The 14,181-nt window shown below is 68.7% G+C and carries 11 protein-coding genes; 4 read left to right on the top strand and 7 right to left on the bottom strand.

The features are described from left to right. Window positions 1–49 precede the first annotated feature (49 nt). Genes sufB through coaBC form a run of 3 tightly spaced genes read right to left on the bottom strand, consistent with a single transcriptional unit; the run spans window position 50 to window position 3,823 of the window. Complete coding sequence (gene sufB, locus TW83_RS07955) at window positions 50–1,570, bottom strand: Fe-S cluster assembly protein SufB (RefSeq protein WP_045982235.1); 1,521 nt, start codon at window positions 1,568–1,570, stop codon at window positions 50–52. 16 nt (window positions 1,571–1,586) lie between these two features. Beyond that, window positions 1,587–2,648 (bottom strand): cysteine desulfurase family protein, encoded by a 1,062-nt coding sequence (locus TW83_RS07950; protein WP_204245731.1) that lies wholly within the window; start codon window positions 2,646–2,648, stop codon window positions 1,587–1,589. Next, window positions 2,639–3,823 carry a bifunctional phosphopantothenoylcysteine decarboxylase/phosphopantothenate--cysteine ligase CoaBC gene (coaBC, locus tag TW83_RS07945; protein ID WP_045982233.1) on the bottom strand — a complete coding sequence of 395 codons (1,185 nt, stop codon included), beginning with the start codon at window positions 3,821–3,823 and terminating at the stop codon, window positions 2,639–2,641. Before coaBC ends, TW83_RS07950 begins: the two co-directional genes overlap by 10 nt. Window positions 3,824–3,948: 125 nt before the next feature. On the opposite strand from coaBC, the gene TW83_RS07940 reads away from it, so the two are divergent. Next, complete coding sequence (locus tag TW83_RS07940; protein WP_045982232.1) at window positions 3,949–5,460, top strand: YifB family Mg chelatase-like AAA ATPase; 1,512 nt, start codon at window positions 3,949–3,951, stop codon at window positions 5,458–5,460. On the opposite strand, the gene gshB is transcribed toward TW83_RS07940, so the two are convergent. From gshB to rsmI, 3 genes are read right to left on the bottom strand one after another with little or no spacing between them, the layout of a single operon-like run. After that, window positions 5,457–6,407, bottom strand: a complete 951-nt coding sequence (gene gshB, locus TW83_RS07935) for a glutathione synthase (protein WP_045982231.1) — start codon at window positions 6,405–6,407, stop codon at window positions 5,457–5,459. The genes TW83_RS07940 and gshB overlap by 4 nt on opposite strands. Before the next feature lie 60 nt (window positions 6,408–6,467). Further along, window positions 6,468–6,848 (bottom strand): YraN family protein, encoded by a 381-nt coding sequence (locus TW83_RS07930; protein WP_157001422.1) that lies wholly within the window; start codon window positions 6,846–6,848, stop codon window positions 6,468–6,470. After that, the gene (rsmI, locus tag TW83_RS07925; protein ID WP_239441308.1) at window positions 6,841–7,791 is read right to left on the bottom strand and encodes a 16S rRNA (cytidine(1402)-2'-O)-methyltransferase; all 951 of its coding nucleotides are present in this window, start codon (window positions 7,789–7,791) and stop codon (window positions 6,841–6,843) included. The genes TW83_RS07930 and rsmI overlap by 8 nt, the downstream gene beginning before the upstream one ends. A 111-nt stretch (window positions 7,792–7,902) precedes the next feature. Here rsmI and TW83_RS07920 point away from each other — a divergent pair, with 111 nt between their 5' ends. Genes TW83_RS07920 through murJ form a run of 3 tightly spaced genes read left to right on the top strand, consistent with a single transcriptional unit; the run spans window position 7,903 to window position 13,410 of the window. Then, complete coding sequence (locus tag TW83_RS07920) at window positions 7,903–9,108, top strand: penicillin-binding protein activator (protein ID WP_045982230.1); 1,206 nt, start codon at window positions 7,903–7,905, stop codon at window positions 9,106–9,108. A gap of 22 nt (window positions 9,109–9,130) precedes the next feature. Then, entirely contained in the window at window positions 9,131–11,884 is a 2,754-nt protein-coding gene (locus TW83_RS07915) for a [protein-PII] uridylyltransferase (protein WP_045982229.1), read from the top strand. Continuing rightward, window positions 11,881–13,410: a murein biosynthesis integral membrane protein MurJ gene (gene murJ / locus TW83_RS07910; protein WP_045982228.1), complete on the top strand. Its 1,530-nt coding sequence runs from the start codon at window positions 11,881–11,883 to the stop codon at window positions 13,408–13,410. Before TW83_RS07915 ends, murJ begins: the two co-directional genes overlap by 4 nt. Here the strand turns inward: murJ and TW83_RS07905 are convergent. Further along, on the bottom strand, window positions 13,407–14,108 hold the full coding sequence (locus TW83_RS07905; RefSeq protein ID WP_045982227.1) for a rhomboid family intramembrane serine protease: 702 nt from the start codon (window positions 14,106–14,108) through the stop codon (window positions 13,407–13,409). The two genes, murJ and TW83_RS07905, sit on opposite strands and share 4 nt — an antisense overlap. Window positions 14,109–14,181 lie beyond the last annotated feature (73 nt).

Raw genomic sequence — 14,181 nt, 5'->3', positions numbered from 1 at the left:
CGGGGCGCCGCATCTATGGTGGCCGGGCAGCAATGCCCGGCCGGATCGATCAGCCCACCGAGCCTTCCAGCGAGATCGCGACCAGCGCCTGCGCCTCCATGGCGAATTCCATGGGCAGGGCCTGCAGGACCTCGCGGCAGAACCCGTTGACGACCAGCGCCACGGCCTCTTCCTCGTCCATCCCGCGCGACCGGCAATAGAACAGCTGGTCGTCGTCGACCTTGCTGGTCGTCGCCTCGTGTTCCACGCGGCTGCTGCTGTTCTTGACCTCGATATAGGGCACGGTATGCGCCCCGCACTTGTCGCCGATCAGCAGGCTGTCGCACTGGGTATAGTTGCGGCTGTTCGTGGCGCGCGGGTGCATGGTGACCAGCCCGCGATAGGTATTCTGCGCCTGCCCTGCCGAAATCCCCTTGGACACGATCCGCGAGCGCGTGTTCTTGCCCAGGTGGATCATCTTGGTGCCGGTATCGGCCTGCTGCCAGTTGTTGGCGATGGCGATCGAATAGAACTCGCCTTGGCTCTCATTGCCGCGCAGGATGCAGGACGGGTACTTCCAGGTGATCGCCGATCCGGTCTCGACCTGCGTCCACATCACCTTGGCCCGGTCGCCGCGGCAATCGGCGCGCTTGGTGACGAAGTTGTAGATGCCGCCCTTGCCGTCCTCGTCGCCGGGGAACCAGTTCTGGACGGTCGAGTACTTGATCTCGGCATCCTCGAGGATGACCAGCTCAACGACGGCCGCATGCAGCTGGTTGGTGTCGCGCTTGGGCGCGGTGCAGCCTTCCAGATAGCTGACATGGGCGCCCTTGTCGGCGATGATCAGGGTCCGTTCGAACTGGCCGGTGTTCTCCGCATTGATGCGGAAATAGGTCGACAGTTCCATCGGGCACTTCACGCCGGGCGGGATGTAGACGAAGCTGCCATCCGAGAACACGGCGCTGTTCAGCGTCGCGAAATAGTTGTCCGACTGCGGCACGACCGATCCCAGGTACTTGCGCACCAGCTCGGGATGCTCGCGGATCGCCTCGCTGATCGAACAGAAGATCACCCCGGCCTTGGCCAGTTCGTCCTTGAAGGTCGTGCCCAGGCTGACGCTGTCGAAGACGGCGTCAACGGCCACGCGGCGACCCTCGGCGGGTGCATCCTCGGCGCCTTCGACGCCCGCCAGGATCATCTGCTCGCGCAGCGGGATGCCCAGCTTGTCATAGGTCGCCAGCAGCTTGGGGTCCACGTCGTCCAGCGACTTGGGCTTCTCCTCCATGCTCTTGGGACGCGCATAGTAGTACTGGTCCTGATAGTCGATCTCGGGATAGTTCAGCATCGCCCATTTCGGCTCTGCCATGGTGACCCAGCGGCGATAGGCTTCCAGCCGCCATTCGGTCATCCATTCCGGTTCCTGGTTCTTGGCCGAGATCAGACGGACGATATCCTCGTTCACGCCCTTGGGCGCATAGTCCATCTCGATCTCGGTGTTCCAGCCGTATTTGTAGCTGCCCATGTTCTGGACAGTCTCGACCGTTTCCCGGTCTACGCCTTCGCGCACGTCAAGATCGGTGATGTCCGTCATCCTTCAGTCCTTTTCCTCAAATGGCCGCGGTCGGTCCATTCCTGTCGCGCCAGCGTGAATACGCCTTTTCCCAGGCATCCGCAAATCGGTTGATCTGATCGTCCCCAACAGCGGGGCTTATCGAGATCCGGATCGCCGATTGCGCAAGCTGATCGTCGAACCCCATCGCCTGCAGGGCGCCGCTGGCCCGGACCTTGCCCGATGAACAGGCCGAGCCGGCCGAGATCGCGAACCCTGCCAGATCCATCTGCATGACCTGGGTTTCGCCCTTCCACCCCGATGTAAGAAGGCATGTCGTGTTCGGCAAGCGCTGCACGGCCTTTCCGACGATCACCGCGCCGGGCGCGATGTCGCAGATCCGCGCCTCCAGCGCGTCGCGCCGCTCGCGGACCGCGTCCCACAGCCCGCCGTCCAGATCACGCTGCGCGGCCGTGGCGGCGGCGGCAAAGGCCAGGATGCCGATCAGGTTCTCGGTCCCCGCACGGCGCCCCTGCTCCTGCCCGCCGCCCTTGATCAGCGGAGGCAGGTCGGTGCCTTTCTTCAGGATCAGCGCACCGATTCCCTTCGGCCCGCCCAGCTTGTGCGCGCTGACGAAGCCTGCCGTCACGCCAAGCCAGTTGAACGCCATGGGCACCTTGCCGAAGGCCTGTGTCAGGTCGCTGGAATGCAGCCCCTGCGGCAGGTCCTGCATCACGCCGGTCTCGTTGTTGGCCAGCTGCAGGCTGGTTCGTGCGGGGTCGGTCACGGTGACGATGCCGTCGCCGTCAACGGCAAGGTCCGCCTCGCACCAGACCTTGACGGCGCTGTGTTCCACGGGGGCGCAGTGGAACCCGCCCTGTCCCAGGACCATCGCCGCGGCCTCGGTCGCGCCGGCGGTGAAGACCACGTCGGCCCCGTCTGCGCCCAGGGCCACGGCCACCTGCTCTCGGGCGCGTTCCAGCGCCATCTTGGCGGCCCGCCCCTCGGTATGGACCGATGACGGGTTGCCAGAGATTTCCAGCGCCTCGGTGATGGCGGCCTTGACCTCGGGGCGCAGCGGGGTGGTGGCGTTCCAGTCCAGATAGGTTCTCATGCCAATACCTCTGCGATCCGCGCGGCCAACCGGGCCGCCACGGCATGCTTGTCCATCCGCGGCCAGTCCTCGGCCCCGGTTTCGGTGATCAGCGTGACGGTGTTGTGGCTGCCGCCCATGATGCCCGTGGCGGGGCTGACATCGTTCGCCACGATCCAGTCGCAGCCCTTGCGCAGCCGCTTCGCGGTCGCATGGGCGGTCACGTCCTGCGTTTCCGCCGCAAACCCCACGACCAGGCGCGGACGGCGCGCATCGCGACTGATCCAGGCCAGGATGTCCGGGTTCTCGGCCATCTGCAGCGTCGGCATGTCGCCGGTCTTCTTGATCTTCTGGTCGCTGCCGTTCAGCACGCGCCAATCGGCCACCGCCGCCGCCATCACTGCCGCATCGGCGGGCAGCGCGGCCGCGACCGCATCCCGCATCTGCTGCGCCGTTTCCACCGCGATCACGTCGACGCCCTGCGGCGCCGGCACGGATGCGGGGCCGGTCACGAAGCTGACCCGCGCGCCCAGATCGCGCAGCGCCGCGGCGATCGCCGCCCCCTGCGCCCCGCTGGAGCGGTTGGCGATATAGCGCACCGGGTCGATCGGCTCATGCGTGGGACCGGACGTCACGATCACATGCCGCCCCGTCAGCGGCCCATCGGTCAGGGCCGCACGGATCGCGACCACGATCGCCTCGGGTTCGGCCATGCGGCCCGCGCCGTATTCGCCGCAGGCCATGTCGCCGTCGTCCGGGCCAACGAAAAGCACGCCGTCGCCCCGCAGCGTGGCCAGGTTGCGCTGTGTCGCGAGGTGGTGCCACATCCGCACGTTCATCGCCGGTGCGATCAGGACGCGCTTGTCCGTCGCCAGCAGCAGGGTGGATGCCAGATCATTCGCCGATCCCTGGGCCATCTTGGCCATCAGATCGGCCGTAGCCGGGGCCACGACGACCAGATCGGCCTGCCGCGACAGCTGGATATGGCCGATCTCGGCCTCGGCACCCTGATCCCAAAGCGTGTCGTGCACCGGCTCTCCGGCCAGCACGGACAGGGTCATGGGCGTGGTGAACTGCGCGCCCGCAGCTGTCAGCACCGGCGTCACCGACGCGCCCGCCGCGCGCAGCAGCCGGATCAGCGCCGGCGCCTTGAAGGCCGCGATCCCGCCGCCCACGATCAGCAATATCCGCCTGCCCTGCATGCGCCACCCCCATCGGTCCTGCGCCCCAGATAGCGACGCGGCGCCGCTGCCGCAAGGAAAGCGCGCCCGTTAACGCTTCCTTAAGCCCGCTGCCGTTAACCATTCCGGGACAACCGAGGGGTAACATGGTCGCCATCGCCTATTCCGTGGCCTTCGAAGGCATCGAGGCCCGCCTGGTCGAGGTGCAATGCGCCGTGGCGGCAGGCCTGCCCGGCTTCTCCATCGTGGGTCTGCCCGACAAGGCCGTCAGCGAGGCCAAGGAACGCGTCCGTGCGGCCTTTGGCGCGCTGGCCATCGCGCTGCCGAACAAGCGGCTGACCGTGAACCTGTCGCCTGCCGATCTGCCCAAGGAGGGGTCGCATTTCGACCTGCCCATCGCGCTGGCCGTGCTGGCCGCGCTGGACATCGTGCCCCGGGAGGAACTGGCCCGCTGCGTGGCACTGGGCGAGCTGGCGCTGGACGGGCGGCTGGTCGCGGTCGCGGGCGCGCTGCCTGCCGCCGTCGCGGCCGCGGATGACGACCGCGCGCTGATCTGTCCGCGCGCCTGCGGCGCCGAGGCCGCGTGGATCGAACAGGTTCCCGTTCTGGCCGCCGACACGCTGCGCGCCGTGGTCGATCACCTGACCGACCGCGCGCCCATCGCGCCGGCCCGCCCCGGCCAGGTCGTCGACGGTCCCCAGCCCCCGTGCCTGTCCGATGTCCGCGGCCAGGAACGCGCCAAACGCGCGCTGGAGATCGCCGCCGCGGGGCGTCATCATCTGCTGATGGTCGGTCCCCCCGGCGCGGGCAAATCCATGCTGTCGGCACGCCTTCCCGGCCTGATGCCACCCCTGACCGCACGCGAGGCGCTGGAGACCTCGATGGTGCATTCGGTGGCGGGGCTGCTGAAGAACGGCCAGATCTCGCGCCGCGCGCCCTTTCAAAGCCCGCACCACACCGCGTCATCCCCGGCCATCGTCGGCGGCGGCCCCAAGGCCAAGCCGGGAGAGATCAGCCTGGCCCATAACGGCGTGCTGTTTCTGGACGAGCTGCCGGAATTCGACCGCAAGGTGCTGGAAAGCCTGCGCCAGCCGGTCGAGACAGGCGAGGTCTTCGTCAGCCGCGCCAACGCGCATATCCGCTATCCCAGCCGGTTCCTCCTGATCGCGGCGGCCAACCCGTGCCGCTGCGGCTATCTGGCCGATCCGGGCCGGGCCTGTTCGCGCGCGCCGGTCTGCGGCGACAGCTATCTGGGCAAGATCTCCGGGCCGCTGATGGACCGGTTCGATCTGCGGCTGGAGGTGCCGGGCGTCAGCCTGACCGACCTGGACCTGCCGGCGGGCGACACGTCCGCGACGGTGGCGGCCCGCGTCGCGGCGGCCCGCGCAATCCAGGCAAAGCGGTTTCGCGACCATCCCGGCGTGACGGTGAATGCCGATGCGCCGCCGCCGTTGCTGGACGCGATCGCCGCGCCCGATGCGGACGGGCGCGCGCTGATCCTGAAGGCGTCGGAAAGGCTGGGCCTGACGGCGCGCGGTTATCACCGCATCCTGCGCAGCGCGCGCACCATCGCCGATCTGGACGGGTCGGACCATGTCCTGACCCGCCACCTGGCCGAGGCGATCAGCTATCGCCTGCCCTTCGTCGCGGGGGGTTAGCCCTTGGCGGCCACGCGCCGCTCGATCGCCTCCCAGATGGCCTCGGCGGCATTGATACCGTCGAACCGCTCCAGCTCCTGGATGCCGGTGGGAGAGGTCACGTTGATCTCGGTCAGCCAGCCGTCGATGACGTCGATGCCGGTGAAGATCAGGCCCTTCTCGCGCAGCACGGGGGCGATGCGGGTGCAGATCTCGAATTCGCGCTCGGTCAGGCCGATCTTCTCGGCGCGCCCGCCGACATGCATGTTCGACCGGGCCTCGCCCTCCTGCGGGACGCGGTTGATGGCGCCCACGGGTTCGCCGTCGACCAGGATGATGCGCTTGTCGCCCTTGACCACGGCGGGCAGGTATTTCTGCGCGATCATGGGTTCGCGGTTGATGCCCGCGAAGGTCTCCAGCAGGGCCGACAGGTTCGGGTCGCCGGGCTTCAGATGGAACACCCCCGCCCCGCCATTGCCGTAAAGCGGCTTGACGATGATCTCTCCGTGGCGCGCCCGGAACGCCTTGAAGGCAGCGGGGTCGCGGGCGATCATGGTGGGCGGCGTCAGGTCGGGAAAATCCAGCACCATCAGCTTTTCGGGGCAGTTCCGGACCCAGAACGGGTCGTTGACCACCAGCGTCTGGGGATGCACCCGGTCCAGCAGATGGGTCGAGGTCACGTAACCCATGTCGAAGGGCGGGTCCTGGCGCAGCCAGATCACGTCGAAATCGCCGGCCTCGACCTCGGTCCAGTCGCCGAAGGTGACGTGGTCGCCTTCGGTCCGGCGCAGGGTGACGGGGCGGCCGCGCACGACGATGCGCCCTTCGTCATAGCGCAGCTGATCGACGGTGTACTGGAACAGCCGGTGGCCGCGGGCCTCGGCCTCCAGGCCGATGCGGAAGGTGCTGTCGGCGTGGATCGAGACATCCTCGATCGGGTCCATCTGCAAGGCGACATACAGGCTCATGGGGCCCTCCTGAATTTCGGACAAGTTGTGGCCCGCCGCCGGGGCGGATGCAAGCCTGCCTCAGACCTCGCCGAAGGCATTGGGGATCAGTTCCACCCGACCGGTGGCATCCACCAACGCCACGTCGAAGCGCATGGAAACCTCGCCCAGGCCCTGTCGGTCGCAATATTCCAGCGCGGCTTGGGTGATCCGGCGCATCTGCGCGGGCAGCAGGTGCAGGGCGGCGTCGGCATGGCTGCGCGACGCCTTGACCTCGACGAAGACCAGGTCGGGACCGTCCTGCACGATCAGGTCGATTTCGGCCCCCTGCCCGCGCCAGCGCGTGGCCAGAACCTGCGCGCCGCGCTGGTGATAGAGGCGCAGGACGCTCTCCTCGGCCAGGCGGCCGGACAGGTCGGCGGTGCGGCCCCGGCCCGCGCGCCTGCCGCCCGGCTCAGTCACGATCCGCCAGCCCAAGCGCCAGCTGATAGACGTCGCGGCGCGGCAGGCCCAGTTCCTGCGCGGCCTCGCGGGCGGCGTCCTTGACGGACATGGTGCGCATATGCGCAGTCAGGACGGCGCGCACGCGGTCCTCGTCCATCTCCACGGCGGAGGGGCGGTCAAGGACCATCACCACCTCGCCCTTCAGCGTGGCCATGCGCGGATCGGCGGACAGGTCGGCGGCGGTGCCGCGGATCACCTCCTCGAACTTCTTGGTCAGCTCGCGCGCGACGACGGTGATGCGGGTGGGGTCGATCAGGGCCAGATCCTCCAGCGTGCGGGACACGCGGCGCGGGCTCTCGAACAGGATCAGCGTCGAATCGACCGCCATCCAGCGGCGCAGCCAGGTCTGGCGCGCGGACTGGGTGGGCGGCGGAAAGCCCAGAAACAGGAACCGGTCGCTAGGCAGCCCCGCCAGCGTCAGGGCCGCCAGCGCCGAGGATGGCCCCGGCAGCGCATGGACCCGCGCCCCGGCCTCTGCCGCGTCCAGCGCCAGCCGATAGCCGGGATCGGCCACCAGCGGCGTGCCCGCATCGGAACAGTACGCCACGCTGGCCCCGTCCGACAGCGCCGCCAGCAGCGCGGGACGCGCCCGGTCGCCGTTGTGGTCGTGATAGGACAGGATGCGCCGCCCGCGCAGCGGCACGCCGTGGATGTCCAGAAGATGGCGCAGCACGCGCGTGTCCTCGGCCGCCAGCATGTCGGCGCTGTTCAGCACGTCCAGCGCGCGCAGCGTGATGTCGCGGGCCGCCCCGATGGGGGTCGCGACCAGGTACAGGCCGGGGTCCAGGCGCGCGGCCTCGACATGCGCGGCCAGGCGGCGGGCGGGGTCCTGCCCAGAGTTCGGCATAGGGTTCGGCCTGGGGTTCTGCCCATGGTTCGGGGGGTCGCGGCGGTCGGTCATCCTGCCTCCGGTTCCGGCCCGCACGGGGCCGGCGCTGATTGCCAATTGCAAAGACAGGACATAGGCTGCCGCCATCCGCGCGCGTCATAACATAAAGCAGGGAAGTTTCACATGTCAGCCTTCGCCACAACCCGGCCTGCGGGTCTGCGCCATGTCCTTTTGAAAGCGGCGACGGTGGTATCGGCCCTGTTTCTGGCCGCGTGCGAGCCGACCGGCGGAACCACGCAGGCCAGCGGCCCCGAGACGGGCCCCCTGATCGACCCGTCCGAACCGGTGCGCGTGGCGCTGCTGGCGCCGGGCGGGACCGGGTCGGACGACCTGGAGTGGCTGGCCCGCAGCCTGAAGAACGCGGCCCGCATGGCCGCGGCCGACGCCCAGGGCGCGACCATCGACCTGCGCGTCTATGACAGCGGCGCATCGACCGAAAGCGCGGTGGCCCAGGCCAACGCCGCCGCCGAGGCGGGCGCGCAGATCGTGCTGGGCCCGCTGTTCGCCGACGGCGCCAACGCGGTGGGCAACGCCATGAAGGCGCGCAACATCAACGTGTTGACATTTTCCAACAACACCCAAGTCGCGGGCGGCAACGTCTTCATCCTGGGCAACAGCTTCGAGAACGTGGCCGACCGCCTCGTCGGGTACGGAATGACGCAGAACAAGCGCAACCTGCTGGTCGTGGCCGAGAACGACGTGGCGGGCCAGCTGGGCGGCCGCGCGATCGAGGCCGCGATCGCCCGCAACGGCGCCCGCATGGCGGGTCGGGTCGACCACCCGGTCTCGATCACCGGGGTCGACGGCGTGGTGCCCCGCATCACCCAGGCCGCGACGTCGGGGTCGATCGACGCGGTCTTCATGACCGCCAACAACCAGGCCGTCCTGCCCTATCTGACCGAACAGCTGGCGGCGGCGGGCGTGCGGTCGCCCGGCACGCAGATGATCGGCCTGACCCGGTGGGACCAACCCTCGTCGCGCCTCGGCATGCCGCAGCTGGCCGAGGGGTGGTTCGCGATCCCCGACCAGACCCTGCAGCGCCAGTTCGAGGCCCGCTATGCCGGTGCCTATGGCGAGGCGCCCCATCAGCTGGCCTCGCTGGCCTATGACGGGGTCGCGGCGATCTCCTCGCTGGTGCGCAATGGACAGCGCAACGCGCTGACCACCACGGGCCTGACGCAGCGGGCGGGCTTCAACGGCGTGGGCGGCGTCTTCCGCTTGCAGCGCGATGGCACCGTTCAGCGTGGCCTGGCGGTCGCCACCATCCGCGGCGGCCAGCTGGTCGTGCTGGACCCCGCACCGCGCAATTCGCGCGGGCTGGGGTCGTGACCGGGGCCGGACGCACCGACCGATGACCATCGTCGCGGCCCGACCCGACCTGGACACCGACCAGCTGCTGGCCCGCCTGGACCGGCAGCTGGCGGGAACCACCGACCCCCGCCAGATCCGCGCGCAGACCGTGGCGATGCTGGCCCTGACGCGATCCGTGACGATGGAGGCGATCGAGGCCGCCTTTGCCACCCATCCCCGCGCCGCGCGCGAGACGGTGCGTGCCATCGCCATGATGACGGATGCGCTGGTCACCGCGGTCCACCACGTGGCCACGACGCGCCTGCACCCCCAGCAGTCCTCGTCCGAGACGCAGCGCCTGGCCGTGCTGGCCGTCGGCGGCTATGGCCGGGCCGAGATGGCGCCCTCCTCCGACGTGGACCTGCTGTTCCTAACCCCGTGGAAGATCACCCCCTGGGCGGAAAGCGTCGTCGAATCGATGCTGTACATGCTGTGGGACCTGAAGCTGAAGATCGGCCATTCGATCCGCAGCGTGGACGACTGCCTGCGCCTTGGTGCGGCGGACATGACGATCCGCACCTCGCTGGTGGAACACCGCCTGGTCACGGGCCACGCCCCCCTGGCCGAGGAGCTGCGCACCCGCCTGTGGGCGGAGCTGTTCGAGCGGACCATCCCCGAATTCATCGAGGCCAAGCTGGAGGAACGCGCCGCGCGCCACACCCGTCAGGGCGGCCAGCGCTATGTTCTGGAACCCAACGTCAAGGAGGGCAAGGGCGGCCTGCGCGACCTGCAGACGCTGTACTGGATCGCGAAATACATCCACCGCGTCGACCGGGCGGTCGAGCTGGTCGATCTGGGCGTCTTCACCCGCGACGAGCATCTGGCCTTCTGGCAGGCCGAGGATTTCCTGTGGGCGGTGCGCAGCCACCTGCACCTGATCGCGGGGCGGCCGTCGGACGTGCTGTCCTTTGACATGCAGGTCGAGGTGGCGCGGCGCATGGGCTATGTCGACACCACCGCCCGACGCGCGGTCGAGTACTTCATGCAGGACTATTTCCGCCACGCCACCCGCGTCGGAGAGCTGACCCGCGTCTTCCTGACGGAACTGGAGACCCGCCATGTCCGCGCAGCACCCTTCCTGGGCCGCATCTTTCGTCGGCGGCGCAAGATGCGCGCGGGTTTCGTCGATCAGCAGGGTCGCCTGTCCTATGAAACCGAGGCGACCTTTCTGGCCGACCCGCTGAACATCCTGCGCCTGTTCGAGGAGGCCCTGCGCACCGGCGTGCTGATCCACCCCGAGGCGCTGCGCCTGGTGGCCGCGAACCTGGACCGCATCGACGACAAGGTGCAGTCCGACCCCGAGGCGATCCGCATCTTCATGGACCTGCTGCTGCGGCACGGGAACCCCGAACGCGCGCTGCGGCGCATGAACGAACTGGGCGTGCTGGCCGCCTTCATCCCGGAATTCGAACCCGTCGTCGCGATGATGCAGTTCAACCTGTATCACCACTATACCGTAGACGAACATTCCATCCAATGCGTCGCCGCCCTGGCCGAGATCGAGCGCGGCGAACATCCTGAGGACCTTCCGCTGTCCTCGGAGATCATCCAGGCCGGCGTGAACCGGCGGGTGCTGTACCTGGCGACGCTGCTGCACGACATCGGCAAGGGCCGCCCCGAGGATCATTCGATCCTGGGGGCGCGTATCGCGCGGCGGATCGCGGCGCGCTTCGGCTTTGCCCAGGACGACATCGACACGGTCGAATGGCTGGTGCGCCATCACCTGCTGATGTCCGACGTGGCGCAGAAACGCGACATCAGCGACCCGCGCACGCTGCGCGACTTTGCCAAGGCGGTGAAGACCCGCAAGCGGCTGGACATGCTTCTGGTGCTGACCGTCTGCGACATCCGCGGCGTGGGCCCGGGCACCTGGAACAACTGGAAGGCCGCGCTGCTGCGCCAGCTGCACCAGGAGACCGCGGCCGCGCTGGAGAACGGGCTGGAGGAGCTGAACCGCGACCGTCGCCAGACCGAGGCGAAACGCTCGCTGCGCCACCTGCTGATCGCCAAGGGTTGGGACGCCCGCACCATCCGCGCCGAACTGGGGCGCCATTACGACGCCTATTGGTCGGGCCTGCAGACCCAGACCCAGGCCGTCTTTGCCGACCTTCTGTCCGGCCTGGGCGCGGACGAGATCCGCATCGATCTGCGCGCCGATCCCGACCGGGATGCGACCCGCGCGGCCTTCGTGCTGTCGGACCATCCGGGCATCTTCTCGCGGCTGGCCGGGGCGCTGACGCTGACCGGGGCGAACGTGGTCGATGCGCGGACCTATACCACGCGGGACGGCTATGCGACGGCGGTCTTCTGGGTCCAGGACGCGGAGGGGCATCCCTTTGCCGAGGATCGCCTGCCCCGCCTGCGCCAGACCATCCTGCGCACCCTGGCCGGAGAGATCGTCGCCCGCGAGGCCTTTGCCAGCCGGGACAAGCCGAAAAAGCGCAACCGAGAGTTCAAGTTCCCGACCCACATCACCTTCGACAACGAAGGCAGCGACATCTATACCATCATCGAGGTCGACACCCGCGACCGCCCTGGCCTGCTGTACGACCTGACGCGGACGCTGGCCGCGAACCACATCCAGATTGTCAGCGCCGTCATTGCGACCTATGGGGCGCAGGTGGTCGACAGCTTCTACGTCAAGGACATGTTCGGCCTGAAGCTGCACAGCCCCGCGAAACGTGACGGGCTGGAAAAGAAACTGCGCACGGCGATCGCCGACGGCGTGAAACGGGCCGAGGCGGAACAGGCATGAAATCCGGATTGGTGCGGGGGTTCCTCTCCGTTGGGCTATGGACGCTGATCTCGCGCGCGTCGGGCTTCGTGCGCGACATCCTGATGGCCGCCTGGCTGGGCACCGGCGCCGTGGCCGAGGCGTTCCTGATCGCGCTGTCCCTGCCCAACATGTTCCGCCGCTTCTTCGCCGAGGGCGCGTTCAACACCGCCTTCATTCCGATGTTCTCGAAGAAGCTGGACGATCCGGCCGACGCGCAGCGTTTCGCGCGCGAGGCGTTCTCGGGACTGTTCATGACGGTGCTGGCGCTGTCAGCGGTGGCGATGATCTTCATGCCGGGGCTGGTCTGGCTGATGGCGTCGGGGTTCGCGGGCGATGAACGGTTCGACCTGGCGGTCGAATACGGGCGGATCACGTTCCCCTATATCCTGCTGATCTCGATGGCCTCGATGATCTCTGGCGTCTTGAACGCGAACGGCCGCTTTACGGCGGCGGCGGCGGCGCCGGTGCTGCTGAACCTGCTGTTCATCGTGGCGATGGGACTGGGGCGCTGGCAGGGATGGGACCTGGGCCTGACCCTGGCCTGGGCCACGCCCGTCACCGGCGTCGCGCAGCTGGCGCTGGTCTGGTGGGACGCGCGGCGGACCGGATACACGTTCTGGCCGCACCGCCCGCGCCTGACGCCCGACATGCGCCGCCTGATCGCGGTGGCCCTGCCCGCGGCCTTCGCGGGCGGCGTCGTGCAGATCAACCTGCTGGTCGGCCGCCAGGTCGGATCCCGGTTCGAGGGCGCGATCGCCTGGCTGTCCTATTCCGACCGGCTGTACCAGCTGCCTCTAGGCGTGGTGGGCGCGGCGGTCGCGGTCGTCCTGCTGCCCGAACTGGCCCGCCGCATCCGGGCCGAGGATCACGCGGGCGGCCAGTCGGCCTATTCCCGCGCCACGGAGTTCGGGCTGTTCCTGACGCTGCCCTCGGCCTTCGCGATCGCGGTGATCGCGGAACCGATGGTCAGCACGCTGTTCGAACGCGGCGCCTTCACCGCCTTCGACACGCAGCAGACGGCGGCGGCGCTGATCGTCTATGCCTTCGGCCTACCCGCCTTCGTGCTGCAGAAGATCCTGCAGCCGCTGTATTTCGCGCGCGAAGATACCAGGACCCCGTTCCGCTTTGCCCTGATCTCGATGGTGGTGAACGCCATCGCGGCCTTTGGCCTGATGCCGATCTTCGGGTTCCTGGCGGCGGCGCTTGGCACGACCATCGCGGCCTGGATCATGGTGGCGCAGCTGTGGTGGGGCACCCGGTCGATGGGTCAGGCGGCGCGCGCCGATGCGCGCCTGCGCCGGTCGTTCCCGCGCATCCTGCTGGCATCGGCGCTGATGGCCGCCGTCCTGTGGGCGACCCGCGGCTGGCTGGAAGCCGCGGGCCTGGGTCGCGGCGCGGGGCTGGCGATCCTGGTCTTTGGCGGCGCCGCGCTTTATTTCGCGCTGGCCTTTGTCATCGTCGGCTATCGCCCGTCGGAGCTGCGCGCCGCCGTCCGGCGCGGTTAACGCTGGCGCAGCTGCGCCAGCGCGCGGGCCATGCCCCCGTCGACCAGCACGAAGGACAGCGCGAACCCGAACCCAAAGCCCGCGATCTCGGCGATCCAGCCCAGGCCCGCGCCGCCGAAGATCAGGCCGAAGACCAGCTGGAACAGCAGCAGCATGCCGATCAGCGTGAAGGCCCGCATCCGGTTCGCGTTCTCTGCCGCCAGCCGCGTCCAGATCAGGAAGGTGAACGCCCCCACCAGCCCATAGACCGCCGGATAGCCGCCGATCAGCGGCGCGGACCGCGCGCCCACCGCCTGGATGATCGCGGCATAGACCAGCGCACCGCCGATGGCCGACCCGAAATACAGCGCCAGCACCGCCCAGGGGCGGAAGTTCTGCGCGACCATGTTCCCCAAAGCCAGCGTGAAGACCACGACGAACAGCGCATGCATGGCGTTGACATGGATGAACACGAAGCTGAGGAACCGGTACATCTGTTCCAGATCGAACGCCCCCAACGTCCAGGCCCGCTGTGCCAGTTCGGGCGGAAACGCCGCCATGCGGATCGCGGACAGGCGCAGGCCCACGCCCTCGGCCCCGCCGATCAGGCCCGCGCCGCCCAGGGCAAAGACCGCCTCGGAGGCGATGACGGGCACGGTCAGCAGCCAGATCACGGGCGGCAGCGGGTTCAGCGGCGATTCAGGCAGGCTTGATCGCATGGGGTTTCCTTGGGTTGCGAAGGCACTGGTCAACCGCTAAGCCAGCGGGCAGGAAATTCCAAGGCAGGCCGCT

Origin of the sequence: Paracoccus sp. S4493, from assembly GCF_000967735.1 — a bacterium.
In the GTDB taxonomy this organism is placed as follows: Bacteria; Pseudomonadota; Alphaproteobacteria; order Rhodobacterales; family Rhodobacteraceae; genus Paracoccus; species Paracoccus marcusii.
Note: the sequence above shows the minus strand (reverse complement) of the source record. Positions and strands in the feature narration are given on the sequence as shown.

What these genes read in the sequence shown, in the direction of transcription:
- sufB (WP_045982235.1), bottom strand. Translation starts at nt 1,570, where the DNA reads ATGACGGACATCACCGATCTTGACGTGCGCGAAGGCGTAGACCGGGAA.
- coaBC (WP_045982233.1), bottom strand. Translation starts at nt 3,823, where the DNA reads ATGCAGGGCAGGCGGATATTGCTGATCGTGGGCGGCGGGATCGCGGCC.
- TW83_RS07940 (WP_045982232.1), top strand. Translation starts at nt 3,949, where the DNA reads ATGGTCGCCATCGCCTATTCCGTGGCCTTCGAAGGCATCGAGGCCCGC.
- gshB (WP_045982231.1), bottom strand. Translation starts at nt 6,407, where the DNA reads ATGAGCCTGTATGTCGCCTTGCAGATGGACCCGATCGAGGATGTCTCG.
- rsmI (WP_239441308.1), bottom strand. Translation starts at nt 7,791, where the DNA reads ATGACCGACCGCCGCGACCCCCCGAACCATGGGCAGAACCCCAGGCCG.
- TW83_RS07920 (WP_045982230.1), top strand. Translation starts at nt 7,903, where the DNA reads ATGTCAGCCTTCGCCACAACCCGGCCTGCGGGTCTGCGCCATGTCCTT.
- TW83_RS07915 (WP_045982229.1), top strand. Translation starts at nt 9,131, where the DNA reads ATGACCATCGTCGCGGCCCGACCCGACCTGGACACCGACCAGCTGCTG.
- murJ (WP_045982228.1), top strand. Translation starts at nt 11,881, where the DNA reads ATGAAATCCGGATTGGTGCGGGGGTTCCTCTCCGTTGGGCTATGGACG.
- TW83_RS07905 (WP_045982227.1), bottom strand. Translation starts at nt 14,108, where the DNA reads ATGCGATCAAGCCTGCCTGAATCGCCGCTGAACCCGCTGCCGCCCGTG.